The following is a 14,945-nucleotide window of genomic DNA, read 5'->3' as shown; positions in this document are numbered from 1 at the left end:
CAACCAGACTTTCATGTTGTTCATGGACCCTTGGGAGGGGAGGACATGCAATTTCGGACCACCAGCCGGAAGACACCGGTTACCTTGCTGGCGTTGTCGATCGGCCTTGCGCTGAGCGGCCACCTGGCAGCACAAGAAACCACCCAAGCGCCCGCAGAACCGGCCGTCGACCTGGACACCGTCACGGTGACCGGCTATCGCGCCTCGGTGGAAAAGGCCCTGGACATCAAGCGCGGCGAAGCCGGCGTGGTCGATGCGATTGTCGCCGAGGACATCGGCAAGTTCCCCGACCTCAACCTGGCCGAGTCGCTGCAGCGCATCCCCGGCGTGGTGATCACCCGTGAGGCCGGCGAAGGCCGCGCCATCTCGGTGCGTGGCCTGGGCCCGGAGTTCACCCGGGTGCGCATCAACGGCATGGAAGCGCTCACCACCGTCGGTGCCGGCGACCAGAGCGGCGGCACCAACCGCGGCCGCGGCTTCGACTTCAACGTGTTCGCCTCGGACCTGTTCTCGCAGCTGATCGCGCGCAAGACCGCCTCGGCCGATGTGGAAGAAGGCTCGCTCGGCGCCACCGTCGACCTGCGCACCGCGCGTCCGTTCGACTACAACGGCTTCACCTTCGCCGCCAGCGGCCAGGCCGCCTACAACGCCATGGCCGAGAAGGCCAACCCGCGTGTGGCCGCGCTGATCGCCAACACCTGGGCCGACAACACCTTCGGCGCCCTGCTGTCGGTGGCCTACACCGAGCGCGAGGTGCTGGAAGAGGGTGCCAACACCGGCCGCTGGGCCAACGGCCCCAGCAACGGCAACTTCAGTCCCGCCTCACCGTTCGCCGCGGCGCGTTCGGCCGATGTCTACCACCCGCGCTTCCCGCGCTACACCCAGCAGATCCACGACCAGGAACGCCTGGGCGTCACCGGCTCGCTGCAGTGGAAGCCGACCGAGCGCACCACCCTGTCGCTGGATGCGCTGTATTCCAAGATCGACGCCAAGCGCGACGAGCACTACATCGAAGCGATCTCCTTCAGCCGCAACCGCGACGGGCTCACCCCGCGCCGGCCCGAGCGCGACGGCAAGCCGGGCACCATCGTGCGCAACGGCGAGATCCGCAACAACGCGCTGGTCTATGGCGAGTTCGACAATGTCGATATCCGCTCCGAAAACCGCCACGACGAGTGGAACACCAAGTTCACCCAGGTCAGCCTGGACCTGGAGCATCGCTTCAACGACGACTTCAGCATCAATGCCCGGGTCGGTACCTCGCGCTCGGCGCACGAGAACCCGGTGCAGACCACCATCATCATGGACAAGTACGACGTCGACGGGTACAGCTACGACTACCGCGGCAACAGCCGCGCGCCGGTGCTGAACTACGGCATCGACCCGACCAACCCCGCCGGCTGGGAACTGGCCGAAATCCGCCTGCGTCCGCAGTCGGTGGACAACGACTTCGACACCGGCCAGATCGACTTCAACTGGAACATCAGCCCCGGCTTCCGCCTCAAGGGCGGCGTGCTGGCCAAGAACTACAGCTTCAGCACCGTCGAACTGCGCCGCGCCAACGAACTGGCAGTGCCCACCTTCGCCAACGGCAGCACCATCGTGCCGGCCGACCTGACCGAACAGGCCGGGCTCAAGGGCATCAACGGCACCCCTGCCGCCTGGGTGGTCCCCAACCTGGATGCGGTGGCCGACCTGTTCGGCATCTACAGCAACAGCGGCACCTTCGCCGTGGCACCGCGCGTCAACAACAGCCGCAGCGTCGAGGAAAAGGATCGCGGCGTCTGGTTGATGGGCGAGTTTTCCACCGACCTGGGCTCCATCCCGCTGTCGGGCAACTTCGGCGTGCGCTATGTGCGCACCGAGCAGGAGTCCACCGGCTATGCGCTGATCAACAACGCACCGGCGCTGACCACCGTGGGCCGCAAGTACAACAACACGCTGCCCTCGTTCAACCTGGTCGCCGAGCTGGTGCCTGACCTGTTGTTGCGCCTGGGCGCGGCCAAGGTGATGAGCCGCCCGGGCCTGGGCAGCCTCACTCCCGGCGTGACCGTGGCGGTGGCCGGTGGTGCGCGCACCGTGGCCGGCGGCAACCCGGACCTGGACCCGATCGAGGCCACCAACGTCGACCTCGGCCTGGAGTGGTATTTCAACGAAGGCGCCATGTTCGGTGTCGGCCTGTTCTACAAGGACATCGAGAGTTTCATCCAGACCGCGCGCGAAGTGCGTCCGTATTCCAGCAGCGGCCTGCCGGCCTCGCTGCTGGACGGCACCGGCGCCACCGTTGACGACGACTTCGCCTTCAGCATCCCGCTCAATACCCCGGGCGGCGAATTGAAGGGCGTGGAAGCCAACTACACCCAGCCCTTCACCTTCCTGCCGGGCAAGTGGGCCAACCTGGGCGTGCAGCTCAACTACACCTGGGTCGATTCGCAGATCCAGTACCTGGCCAGCAGCGGCGCGCCGGTGATGAAGAACGACCTGCTCGGGCTGTCGCGCTCGTCGTGGAATGCCACGCTGTTCTACGAAGGTGAGTCCTTCGCCGGGCGCGTGTCGGCCACCAACCGCGACGACTACCTCACCCAGGCACCGGGTGCGGAAACCGGCTTCAACGTCGATGGCGTGCACGGCATGACCGGCACCACCATCCTCGACGCCTCGCTGCGCTACAAGATCAGCAAGCAGCTGGAGCTGAGCCTGGAAGGCATCAACCTCACCAACGAAGCCTCCGACGAGTGGGTGTCCTCGCCGCGGACCGGCCAGCTGCCGCTGCAGTACGCCGAAACCGGCCGCCAGTACCTGCTGGGCCTGCGCTACAAGTTCTGACCCGCTGTCCGCCCGCTGCGCACACGCGCGGCGGGCCCTTATTCCAACGCTTGATCGTCGTGGATGCGGTGCACTGGTGCACGCATGCAACGCGGTGGGCGTGATGTTTAAAGCCTCCAGCAACAACGTCGCGCGATTGCGCAGCGGTGGTGTTGGTCGCCCATTGCGACGCCGTGGCCTTGGGGGAGGCTGAGCGCGTCATTGCAGCCAGTGCCATGGAGAGAGCCGCATCATGCATGTCCGTTCGCGTCGTTCCGCCTCACTGGCGGCCGTTCGCCTGCCCACCGCGCGTCTGTCGGTGGCCATTGTCCTGGCACTGCACGCGGCCGCTGCCGTCGCGCAGACCACACCGGCCACACCGCCCACCGACGCGGTGGACCTGGACCGCGTGCAGGTCAAGGCCACCTACCGCGAAAGCCTGCAGCAATCGCTCGATGCCAAGCGCTACAGCGTGGAGCAGGTGGATGCCATCTATGCCGAAGACATCGGCAAGTTTCCCGATCTGAACCTGGCCGAATCGATGCAGCGCATCGCCGGCGTCTCCATCGACCGCGAAGGCGGGGAGGGCAAGCAGATTTCCGTGCGCGGCCTGGGCTCGGACTTCACCCGCGTGCGCATCAACGGGCTGGAAGCCCTGGCCACCGCCGGCAGCGGCAGCGATGGCGTCAACCGCAGCCGCGGTTTCGACTTCAATACCTTCGCCTCCGAACTCTTCAGCCGCGTCACCATCAGCAAGACCCAGTCGGCGCAGATGGACGAAGGCTCATTGGGTGCAACGGTCGACCTGCGCGGCTCGCGCCCGTTCGACTTCGATGGCTTCGAAGCGGCCGCGTCCACGCAATACGGCTACAACGATCTGTCGCGCGAAAAGGACCCGCGTTTCTCCGGCCTGATCAGCAATATCTGGGCCGATGGCCGCGTCGGCGCGCTGATGTCGGTGTCCTACAGCGAGCGCCACCTGCGCGAGGAAGGCTACAACCCGGTGCGCTGGGAGCACGGCAACTACCGCAACTCCAACCAGAGCACCGCCACCAACAACGGCACCTACGGTTTCTGTTCGCCGGTGGGCTACAACCCGCAGACCCCGCGCAACCCGCTGGCCAACGAAACCCCTGCCGGGGTCGGCTCGCAGGCCAACCAGGACCGCAACAACGGCTGGGGCAGCTACGGCATCAGCGCCACCAACTGCGGCACCGGCATCGCGCGTCCGGCCAACACGCCGGAGAACATCCAGGCCTACGAAACCGCCACCAATGCCTAGATTCCGCGCTACCCGCGCTACATCCGCACCGACCACGAGATCAAGCGCCTCGGCGTCACCGGCGCGCTGCAATTCAAGGTCAGCGACGACACCCTGCTGAACTTCGACATGCTGTATTCCAAGCTTGACAAGGACCAGCGCGAAGACTCGGTCGGCGCCAATCTGCACCGCACCGCCAACTTCGGCGGCAAGACCCAGATCGCCGTGCGCGAAGCGCAGATGGACGACCAGAACCGCCTCACCTACGGCGTGTTCGACAACGTCGACTTCCGCACCGAATCCAGCAACATCGAAGAAACCACCGAGTTCAAGCAATTCAGCCTGGACCTGCAGCACCGCTTCAACGACCAGGTGCGCGTCAATGCATTGGTCGGCCACTCGACCTCGGACTACGAACGCCCCGAGTTTTCGATGGTGAGCTTCGACAACACCAACCTGGACGGCTTCGTGCTCGACCGCCGCAATGGTGGCGATTACCCCAGCATGAGCTTCCCCTTCGATGCGGGTAACCCCGACAACTGGCAGTGGCTGGGCTATGGCGCGGTGCCGGTCAACAGCAACGGCACCGCGCGCGGCACCAACATCAGCGAGGTGCGGCTCAACCCGCAGTCGGTGGGCAACACCTTCGATACCGCCAAGGTGGATCTGGAATTCAACATCAGCCCCACCTTCACCTTCCGCACCGGGCTGGCCTACAAGAACTACGACATGGACACGTCGGAGTCGCGCAACATCTCCTATGGGCGCCTGGCGCAGGCCTTGCCGGCCGGTGTGGGCGTGGGCGATTTGAGCACCAACCTGGACGGCTTCGGCCGCAGCTTGAACGGCAGCTTCCCCACCACCTGGGTGATTCCGGATTTCCAGAAGGTCGCCGACCTGCTCAACATCAATTGCGACTGCGACACCGGCGTGCCCGGCGGCGACTACCGCCTGGCCGATGTCGGCCACTTCGGCTCGTCCAACAACAACTTCGCCGTCAACGAAAAGAGCCTGGGCACCTACCTGCAGCTGGACTTCAACACCGACCTTTGGGGGCGCGCGCTGCGCGGCAACCTGGGCGTGCGTTATGTGCAGACGCAGATCGCCGCCAGCGGTTATGCGCCGTGCACGGCCACTGCGGCGGGCGCCATCTCGCCCAACTGCGAATCGTTCTTCGGTGTGGCCAGCGCCACCGCCGCGGCCGGCGAGCGCCTGCTGGTGCCCACCACGGTCAACCACAACTACCGCGACATCCTGCCCTCGTTGAATCTCTCGTGGGATGTCAGCGACGAGGTGGTGCTGCGCTTCGGTGCGGCCAAGACCATGGCGCGCCCCACGCTGGCATACCTGTCGCCCAGCGTCAGCGGCGGGCCCACGCAGTATTTCGACGACGGGCGCTTCTTCTCGATCAACCTGGGCAACCCCAAGCTCGACCCGTTCCGCTCCACCAACTACGACCTCAGCGCCGAGTGGTACTTCCGCGAGGGCTCGCTGCTGTCGGCGGCGGTGTTCTACAAGGACATCGACAGCTACGTGCAGCGCACCCGCGTGCTCAGCACCTGGGAAGCGATGGGCTACTCGCTGGACCTGCTGCCGGCAGGCTTCACGCCGGACACCATCTTCAACGTGCAGAGCTACTTCAACACGCCCGGCGGCCCGCTCAAGGGCTTCGAGCTCACCTACCAACAGGCCTTCGACTTCCTGCCCGGCTTCTGGCGCAACTTCGGCATCCAGCTCAACTACACCCAGGTCGATTCCAAGATCAATTACCTGTTCAGTACCGCCGGCAGCAGCAATAGCAGCATCACCACCACCGCCACCGAGCGCGACCTGCTCAACCTCTCGCCGCAGTCCTACAACGCCACCGTCTATTACGACGACGGCCGCTTCAGTGCGCGCGTGTCCACCAGCTACCGCGATGGCTACATCAACAACATCCTCGCCCAGGAAGACGTCTACGACCTCGATGGCAAGCGCCTGGTCACGGCTGATGTGACCGGCAAATACAGCGTGGAAAACGTCGATTTCAACATGTCCTACAAGCTCAACGACCAGCTGTCGCTGACGTTTGAAGCCATCAACCTGCTCGACACCCCCGACCGCCGCTACGTCGATTCCACGCTGGAACTGCCCGACAAGTACACCGTCACCGGGCGCCAGTACTACATCGGCGCGCGCTACAAGTTCTGACCAGGAGAGCGACATGCAAGTGCATCGCAGAACCGTCTTACGTCAGTTGGCCGCCACCGCGTTGGTGGCCGTGGCAGGCCTGTGCAGCACCGCCGCCATCGCCGCCGACCCGGTCTACACCGTGGCCAAGCAGGGCAGTGCCGGCTACCGCACCGTGCAGGCCGCCATCGACGCCGCCGTGCAGGGCGGCAAACGCGCGCAGATCAACATCGGCGCCGGCACCTACCAGGAACTGATCGTGGTGCCGGCCAACGCACCGGCACTCAGGCTCACCGGCGCCGGCGCCACCCAGACCATCATCACCTACGACAACTACGCCTCGCGCATCAATCCGGCCACCGGCACCGAATACGGCACCTCCGGCTCGTCCAGCGTCATCATCGCCGGCAACGACTTCACTGCAGAAAAACTCGCCTTCGGCAATCACGCCGGCCCGGTCGGGCAGGCGGTGGCAGTGCGCGTGGATGGCGACCGCGCCGCGTTCCGCAACGTGCGCTTTCTCGGCTATCAAGACACGCTGTATCTGCGCAATCCCAAGCTGTCCTACTTTCTGGATTGCTATGTGGAAGGCACCGTCGATTTCATCTTCGGCGGTGGCACCGCGCTGTTCGAAAACGCCCAGCTGCACTCATTGGGCGATGGTTATCTCACTGCCGCCTCCACCCCGCAGGAGAGCGCACACGGTTTCGTGTTCCGCAATGCGCGCGTCACCGCTGCCAGCGGCGTGTCGCGCGTGTTCCTGGGCCGGCCGTGGCGCCCGTACGCCAGCGTCAGCTTCATCGGCAGCCAGCTCGGCGCACACATCGTGCCCGAGGGCTGGAACAACTGGGGCAACACCGCCAACGAGGCCACCGCCCGCTACAGCGAATACCAGAGCAGCGGCGCCGGCGCCAACCCGTCGCGCCGGGTCAAGTGGTCGCGTCAGCTCAGTGCCGCGCAAGCCGCTGCATTGGATCGCAACACCATCCTCGGCACATGGAGGCCGTTCTGATGATCCGTTCGCACCTGCTCCGTTTCCGCACGCTCGCCTTCGCTGGCGCCTTGCTGCTGGCTCCGCTGTCCGCACTGGCCGACAAGATGGCCGACAACATGCTGCTGCAGACCGCCTCCGGCGGCTGGTCCAAGCAGTACAAGGGCGTGGCCGTCGACTACACCCGCACCTTCACCGCTGCGGAAATCGCCGAGCTGCAGCAACCCGGGCGCAAGGACGACGCCACCATCGACAACAAGGCCACCACCTACGAGATCGGCTACCTCTCCACCCTCTACAAGACCGACAAGAACGCCAAGTACGTGGCTGCCGCCAAGCGCGGCGTGGACTATCTGCTCACCGCGCAATACGCCAACGGCGGCTGGCCGCAGTTCTACCCGGACCTGTCGTCCTACCATCACCAGATCACCTACAACGACGACGCCATGGTGCGCGTGCTCAACCTGCTGCAGGACATCAGCGAGGGCAAGGGCGACACCGGCGCGCTGCTGCGTGCCAGCCACGGCGCACGCGCACGCCAGGCAGTGACCAAGGGGCTGGAATGCGTGCTCGCCACCCAGGTCAAGATCGGTGGCACGCTCACCATCTGGGGCGCGCAGTACGACGAGGTCACGCTCAAGCCGGCCAAGGCGCGCGCGTATGAGCTCGCGTCGCTGGCCTCCAGCGAGTCGGTGAGCATCGTGCGTTTCCTCATGCGCCAGCCCAACCCGTCCGCACAGATCAAGACATCGGTCGAGGCCGCTGCACGCTGGTTCGACACCCACCGCATGCGCGATCTGGCCACCAAGAAGATCGATGACCCCACCCAGGAAACCGGCAAGGACGTGATCCTCATCGCGCAACCAGGTGCGTCACTATGGGCGCGCTTCTACGACCTGCAGAATCAACGTCCGCTGTATGCCAACCGCGACGGCAAGGCCTTGACCGAGTACATGCAGGTGCCCAACGAGCGCCGCGTCGGGTATGCCTGGCACGGCACCTGGCCGGACAAGCTGTTGAAGGACGACATTCCCAAGTGGCGTACCGCCAACGGTCTGTAAGTGCGTCGCCGCCACCGCGTGCAACCGCGCGGTGGCTGTTTTACGTTTTGGAATTGACGAGGTGAGCGTGTCGAAGTTCTTGTTGGGAATGCTGTGCCTGATCGCGCTGCCGGTAAGCGCGGCCACCACCACCGCGCCGGAGCTGTTGTTCCGGGTCTCGGCCGACCGCGACCTGCAGGCCGATGTGGCCCGCGGCGACCGCGTGCCCAACTTCCGCGACAAGATCACGCTGGTGCCCACCGGCAAACGCGGCAACGCCATCGAGTGGGCCGACGACGGCGTGCTGTCGTGGAACGCGCCCGGCAACCTCTACACCCAGCGCGGCACGCTCAGCTTCTTTTGGCGCGCACGCTATCCGGTGAGTGAAGCGCCGTTCGTGATTTTCCGCGTCGGCTACGCCGACCACACCAGCTGGGACATGGCCTGGCTGCGCATCGACTGGAATGGCCACGGCTTCGATGCCTTCGTCACCGACGCCAACCTCGCGCGCACCCGCGTCTCCTTCAAGCTCGACAAGAACCCCACTGCCAGCGACTGGACCCATATCGCCTTCGCCTGGGACGAAACCCGCGGCGTGCGCCTGTATGTCGATGGCAAGGAAGCTGCACGCGTGGACTGCGGTGCGCCCTGCGCCAATGGCGGCGCGCTCGACTTCGACGCCGCGCTGGACCAGTTCGGCCTGGCCGGCCGCGTGATGTCGCCGCACCAGGTGCAGAGCCGCTACAACTTTCTGCGCGGCAGCGACTTCGACGAACTCCGCATCTACGACCGCATGCTCGACGCCAGCGGCGCCGCCGCACTTGCACGTCTGCAGGAGCCCGCCACTGCGGAAGCACCCACCGCGCAGTCACAACACGCCGCCTTCCTGCACCGCTACGGCTGGGACAACGGCCACGCACCGCCCGCACTCACCGCACCGGTCACCCGCATCCGCAAGGTGGAGTTCGCCGACGCACGCGACCTCAAGCAATGGATGTGGAAGGCCACCGACGGCATCGCCGAAACCACCTGGCCCGGCGTGTACAACCGCTCGCGCCTGCCCGGCCGCAACGACTACTTCCAGCTGCCGGACTGGAACACCTACGTCGAAGGCGGCAAGGCGCTGGACCTCACCTTGCCGGACGAGCCGGTCAACCGCATCGAGCTGCGCGGCGCCGCCTATGGCCAGGCCAGCTACACCGCCCCAGCTGCCGCCGGTGCAAGCAGCGCGCAGGCGCAACCACTGTTCGCACGCGCACAAGGCGTGGTGCGCAGCGTGGACCAGTTCCCCGAGCGCCGCGGCGGCACCCTGCGCTTTGCCAACACCGCGCAGGAAACCCCCATCCAGGAAATCTGGGCCTACAACGTGCAGCCCGGCGAGGTACCCAAAGGCAGCGCGCAACTCAGCTACACCGTGCGCAGCGACATCCAGCCCGACTACGACAACCTTGCCCCCTTGCGCGATGTCATCGCCGGCCGCTACCCGCCGGGCGAGCGCCAGACCGTGATCGCCCTGCCCACCAAGGCACCGGCGCGCAAGCGCCCCAGCGACAAGGCCGCCGCAAGCGCGCAGCAACCCATCGTGCACATCCTGGTGCCGTCCAGCCTGGGCAACCCGCCGCCGGACCAGGCACTGATGCGCAGCTGGTCCCACGGCTGGGAGAACATGCACGACGGCCTGGACGGCATCGCCATCACCCTGCCGGCGCTCACCCTGCCGGCCACGCACAACGGCAGCATCCCGCTCAACATCCGCATCAAGGACCCCATCTGGCCGGCACGCGACATGATCGATGTCTCGGTCGCGGTCGCCCCCGGCCAGCCGCGCACGCTGTGGCTGGACCTGCGCGACAGAATCCTCAGCAACGACAGCCTGATGCTCAGCATCGCCGCCGCCGCGCCCGGCTTCGATGCCAACGCGCTCGACGGCACCCAGCTGCAACTGGTGTTCAAGCCGCGCGCCGAGGCCATCAAGGAACACGTTGCCGACCGCTTCAACCAGGTCAAGGACAACTGGGGCTTTCTGGTGGAAGAGCACACCACCTCCAAGCGCCAGCTGCTCTACAAGCGGCTGGACGCAGACATCACCGACCTGTTGCGCGTGGACCCGGACCACGCCCTCGGCCGCGAATACTGGAACGACATCAGCTACGCCAACCAGGGCGCGTTGCCTGTCGAGATGCCCACCGTGCCCAAGGGCGTGCCCGCCTGGGCGTTCTGGCAGCTGCAAGACCTCAGCGCCACCCGCCGCTACATCCGCTGGTGGATCGAGCAGCGCCAGGTGGCCTATGGCGATTTCGGCGGCGGCATCTCCGACGACTCGGACCTGGTGCAGCAATGGCCCGGCGTCGCCCTGATGGGCGTGGACCCGGACATGCTCAACGCCTCCATGCTGGCGCTGTCCGATGCCAACTACCGCAACGGCATGTTCACCAACGGCCTGTCCACCATCGAAACCGACGAGCTGCATGCGTATGAGGAGGGCATCAACCTCAACAGCGCCCTGCTGTACCTCAACTGGGGCGACCCGCGCACCGTCGAGCGCCTGATGCAAACCGTCAAGGCCTTCGACAACATCATCCAGGTCAACCCGCAAGGCCACCTGCTGTTCGCCAGCAACTGGTTCGGCGGCCGCAAGGTCTACCGCGAGCCCAACTGGCAATGGCAAAAACCGTACTCCTTCCCCATCGTGCACCCGGCCATCCTGCTGGGCGGCTATAACGCCGACCCCAACAGCCGCCGCATCGTCACCGGGCTAGCGGATGGCTACCTCGCCCACGCCTACACCAACGCCAAGGGCAACTGGGCCCTGCCCAACGAGATCAACTGGCAAACCGGCAAAACCCGCGGCGGCGAACTGTTCGAAGGCAGCGGCGGCGCCGACACCTTGCACACCTTCTGGGCCGCCTACCGCTTCACCGGCGAGCAGCGCTATCTCAAGCCAATCGACTACCGCGTCGCCAACAGCGGCCCCAACGGTCTCTCCTTGCTCAACGAAAACTTCCTCGATGTCATGGGCAAGCGCGGCGACTGGAGCGGCAAGCTCATCGATGCGGCAAATAAAGACGACGGCAGCGCCCCGGACTTCCCGCACCATGTGGCCTGGGAGCAGACCGGCAACCTCGAGTATCTCGCCGCCATTTACCGCAGCGAGGCAAGAGAGAAACTGCAGAACTTCTACATGAACACCCAAGGCCACTGGTGGAGCGACCGCGTGGAATCCCCCACGGTCAACCTGCAACGCGCACGCCTTGGCGGCGTGGCGCTCAAGCGCAACCAGACCTACCCCGGCCACACCGTGAGCTGGCGCTTCAACGATCCAGAGGCTGCAACGCAAGTGGCCATCGCCATCCCCGCACCCCAACAAGACCGCTTCACCGTCATCGCCTACAACACCTCCAACAAGGCGCAGCGCGCCAGCATGACCGGCTGGAACGTCGCCCCAGGCCAATGGCGCATCACCCAGGGCGTGAGCAAAGGCAATGACGGCAAGCTCGACAGCGCAGGCAAGACGCAAGAGATCGCTTTCGAAAAAAGCGCATCCATCGACATCGACTTCCCCGCAGGCCGCACCACCGTCCTGCAGCTCGAACGCATCGCAGCCACCACCCCGGTCGAACTACGCCCGGACCTGGGCATCGGCCATGGCGATGTGCGCGTGACTGCCGATGCCATCGAGGTGACCGTGCACAGCCTCGGCCATGCGGATGCGCCAGCTGGGTTTGTGGTGTTGGAGGATGCGCGTGGCAAGGAGCTGGCGCGGAGCGCGTTTCCGGCACTTGCCGCACCACGCAATCTGCAGCCAATCACCACGCAGGTGCGCTTGCCGCTAACCAACGCGTCAAATCTAAAAACCGCGCAATTGCGTGTGGTGACCGAAAGCAACGGCCCAGAGATTACCGACCTCAACAATAAACTCGCTCTATCCACCTCAGCCAAGCCGGCAACCGCAAAAAACAGCCAATAATCCAACACACTAACCCCCTTCTCCCGCACGCGGGAGAAGGTGCCCGAAGGGCGGATGAGGGCAAACCCGATAAAGCCAGCAATCAATCGCGCAAGCGCATTGACGCAACCCAAAAACTCGGCGAGGATCAAAACAGGCAGCATGTAATGCAGCCGCAAAGCCACACATTTCTTCAGGGGGAAGAAACAATGTTGAGCAAGGCATGGAGCATAGTGGCACTGACTGTGGCCGCACTCGGTGTGTTTACCCCGACAGCGCAAGCGCGCGTCAGGGCCGCCGGCACGCACCACACCACCAGTCACGGCGGTCACTACAGCGCAGGCCACGGCGCCTCGCACAAAGGTGGCAGCTACCGCAGCACCAGTACTAACAACCACTATCGGCGTCACAAGTCCTAGCAGGCCTCAGGCCAACGCCACTCGGAAGTGCTGCGTAATGCAAGAACTAGGACGCGAAGAATGCATTATCAAAAACTCCTGAAGCTGCTCGCCGGCCTTGCCGGCATCATGCTCGCGGCCACAGGCGCTTTGCTGGTGGCGCTGGTTGCAGTAGGCCAGGTACGTGAGGGACAGACGGGCGCATTGATCAGCGGCATCGGTTTTGTCGTGATGGCCGCTCCTGCGCTGGCAGTGCCGTTTTCCGTACACGCTGCCAAGCGATTGCTGATGCTGACGCTGTGCTGCCTTGCCGCACTCGCGATCTGGCTTTCCTTCTGGCCGAAAGAGGGTGTCACGCCGACGCTTCAGCTGCGAGTCGCTGTCCTTGCATTCCCTGCACTCCTGATACTCCGCATGCTGCTGGCTCGTCGTCGCAAGATGACGAAGCTTAGTACTGAAAATTGATTCAAATTGCAGCAACGACGTAGCCTCACCTAATTGGAGTGCTAGGAGAATCGATGGATATGATTCGCGTAACCTCGGCAGCCATCAGCGCTATTGGCTACGACCCGACTAGCATGCGTATGAAAATTAAATTCGTGCAGGGTCACACATACGATTTCTGCGGTGTGCTCTTGCACGTGTTTCAGGGGCGTCGCGATGCGGACTCAAAAGGCCGTTACTACAACGATCATATCCGTGACCGCTATCAGTGCTAACGCTTGGCTTTGGGGCGTGTCCTAGCGATTCATTGACGCCGAGCTGGCTTCGGAAGTCGGCTTAATTCAGGAATTGGGGCTTAGGAAATTAACCCTGTGAAAATCAATAATATAATATTATCTCTCTTGGTGGCAGCGTCACTGGCAAGCTGTGCCGAGGAAAGGGAAAATCCATATTCTTCAGAATCCGAGTGCGCCTGTGGCTGAAGCCAGGTTGGAGTTGGAGGGAAGTACTGCCAAGCTCATCGTGCGCTATACGGATGACTCCACCTCAATCCTGTCTGCGGCGATTCAGCGTAGCAACGCCGCGCCGCAGACATTTACCTTGGGCTTTGATTCGCTCCCGAAGAAGAAATTTGAATTCAGTACCATTCCACAGTTGAAGACAGGGATTCTGAAATGTGCGGAGTGTCTGGAAATGTCGGCCATCAGTAGTCTGAAGCCATAAACTTCACTCGTCGAGTGGAAGCGTGCGGCCGATGTCTAACAATTCAGAAACAGAAGCCGCTTCGCAGGTCGGTTTAATTCAGGTCTTAGGCCCGGAGTAAAGATTTGAGCATCTTTGAGGCGGACGTTGTTAGGGTAACGGATCCTCTCACGGCGCACACCCGATCCGTCCGTAAAACCTTGCTAACCGCTAGCACGCTGGCTCTTGCAGTTGGAATGACCGGACTCATTCCAGCCAAGATCGCGGCACTGGGAGTGGAGTTCTCTAAGTTAGATCGCAACTCGATGGTTCTTCTGCTTAGCGGTATCGTCGTATTCATGCTTGTTTCTTTTGTAGTAACCGCTGCCTCAGATTTCACAGCTTGGAGAATTTCTTATGCTTCAAAATCCTGGGCAGAGGAATCTAGTGGCTATGACGCAGCCCGCCGCGCCTTCATGGAGGAGCGAAACCTCACTGAGGACGAGAAGGAAGAGCTCGCTAGGTGGGAGACTAGCCAAGGCAACATGTGGCGCAATGCCGGCCATGTTGATAGATACATGTTTGTTCAGAGGATCGTTGGGGTAGTGTATTGGGCTCGCTTGTCTGTTGAGTTCGTCGCGCCTGTAATCATAGGTGTAACAGCGCTCTTCTCGTTGACTAAGGTGTGGCAGTAAGGGCCTCGCCTAACAATTCATTCAAGCCGATGCCGCGTCGCGGCGCGGCTTAACTCAAGCGTTAGCGCCTACACGGAGACCGTATGATTAACCTGAACGGGCCGGAAGACACATATAGGCAGTTGGTTGAACAGTCCGACAAGAGCTGGCTACTGGGCCTGGTAGCATTTGCAACGATCGAAGAGCAGCGCATCGAGTGGATGCGACATTACGAAATTCAAAATGGCGCACTGCCCTCAGATCAGTTAGTCCACGACTGGTACCTGCAGCAGCCGAGCGGCGTACTATTGAGAGCAAGCGGAGCAGCTGAAAGCGCCTTGCAACTTTACGCACAGGAGGTTGCTTCGACGCTAGAGGAGGACTACCGTCAGGAGATACAACAAAGCACTCTTATCCGAGAGATTCGGTCACACAATAGATTCTGGCCACAATTTGGCGCTAAGGAACCTCTGAACAACGCATCGCAGATACGCGACACTATCCACTCACGTTGAGGAGTGATGCATGCAACTGAC

Annotated in this window: 9 protein-coding genes and 1 pseudogene; all 10 read left to right on the top strand. The window is 63.4% G+C overall.

All coding sequences use genetic code 11. From position 1 onward, the window contains the following. Positions 1-45: 45 nt before the first annotated feature. On the top strand, positions 46-2,826 hold the full coding sequence (locus LL972_RS11275) for a TonB-dependent receptor (RefSeq protein WP_228327681.1): 2,781 nt from the start codon (positions 46-48) through the stop codon (positions 2,824-2,826). Positions 2,827-3,058: 232 nt separating this feature from the next. Beyond that, a pseudogene (locus tag LL972_RS11270) lies at positions 3,059-6,256 on the top strand (TonB-dependent receptor). A 13-nt stretch (positions 6,257-6,269) separates the two neighbouring features. Beyond that, the gene (locus LL972_RS11265; RefSeq protein ID WP_228327680.1) at positions 6,270-7,247 is read left to right on the top strand and encodes a pectinesterase family protein; all 978 of its coding nucleotides are present in this window, start codon (positions 6,270-6,272) and stop codon (positions 7,245-7,247) included. Further along, positions 7,247-8,287, top strand: a complete 1,041-nt coding sequence (gene pelA / locus LL972_RS11260) for a pectate lyase (protein ID WP_228327679.1) — start codon at positions 7,247-7,249, stop codon at positions 8,285-8,287. The genes LL972_RS11265 and pelA overlap by 1 nt, the downstream gene beginning before the upstream one ends. Before the next feature lie 88 nt (positions 8,288-8,375). Then, positions 8,376-12,233, top strand: a complete 3,858-nt coding sequence (locus LL972_RS11255) for a LamG domain-containing protein (protein ID WP_228327723.1) — start codon at positions 8,376-8,378, stop codon at positions 12,231-12,233. A 188-nt stretch (positions 12,234-12,421) separates the two neighbouring features. Beyond that, positions 12,422-12,631 (top strand): hypothetical protein, encoded by a 210-nt coding sequence (locus tag LL972_RS11250; protein WP_168959220.1) that lies wholly within the window; start codon positions 12,422-12,424, stop codon positions 12,629-12,631. Between the two features lie 60 nt (positions 12,632-12,691). After that, positions 12,692-13,075, top strand: a complete 384-nt coding sequence (locus tag LL972_RS11245; RefSeq protein ID WP_228327678.1) for a hypothetical protein — start codon at positions 12,692-12,694, stop codon at positions 13,073-13,075. 53 nt (positions 13,076-13,128) lie between these two features. Continuing rightward, positions 13,129-13,329: a KTSC domain-containing protein gene (locus LL972_RS11240; RefSeq protein ID WP_228327677.1), complete on the top strand. Its 201-nt coding sequence runs from the start codon at positions 13,129-13,131 to the stop codon at positions 13,327-13,329. Positions 13,330-13,881: 552 nt separating this feature from the next. Then, complete coding sequence (locus LL972_RS11235; RefSeq protein WP_228327676.1) at positions 13,882-14,430, top strand: hypothetical protein; 549 nt, start codon at positions 13,882-13,884, stop codon at positions 14,428-14,430. A gap of 83 nt (positions 14,431-14,513) precedes the next feature. Then, the gene (locus LL972_RS11230; RefSeq protein ID WP_228327675.1) at positions 14,514-14,924 is read left to right on the top strand and encodes a hypothetical protein; all 411 of its coding nucleotides are present in this window, start codon (positions 14,514-14,516) and stop codon (positions 14,922-14,924) included. Positions 14,925-14,945: the final 21 nt, after the last annotated feature.

The sequence above is a fragment of the Xanthomonas campestris pv. asclepiadis genome (genome assembly GCF_020784175.1).
GTDB lineage: Bacteria > Pseudomonadota > Gammaproteobacteria > Xanthomonadales > Xanthomonadaceae > Xanthomonas > Xanthomonas campestris_D.
This window is presented reverse-complemented; position numbering and strand designations above follow the sequence as displayed.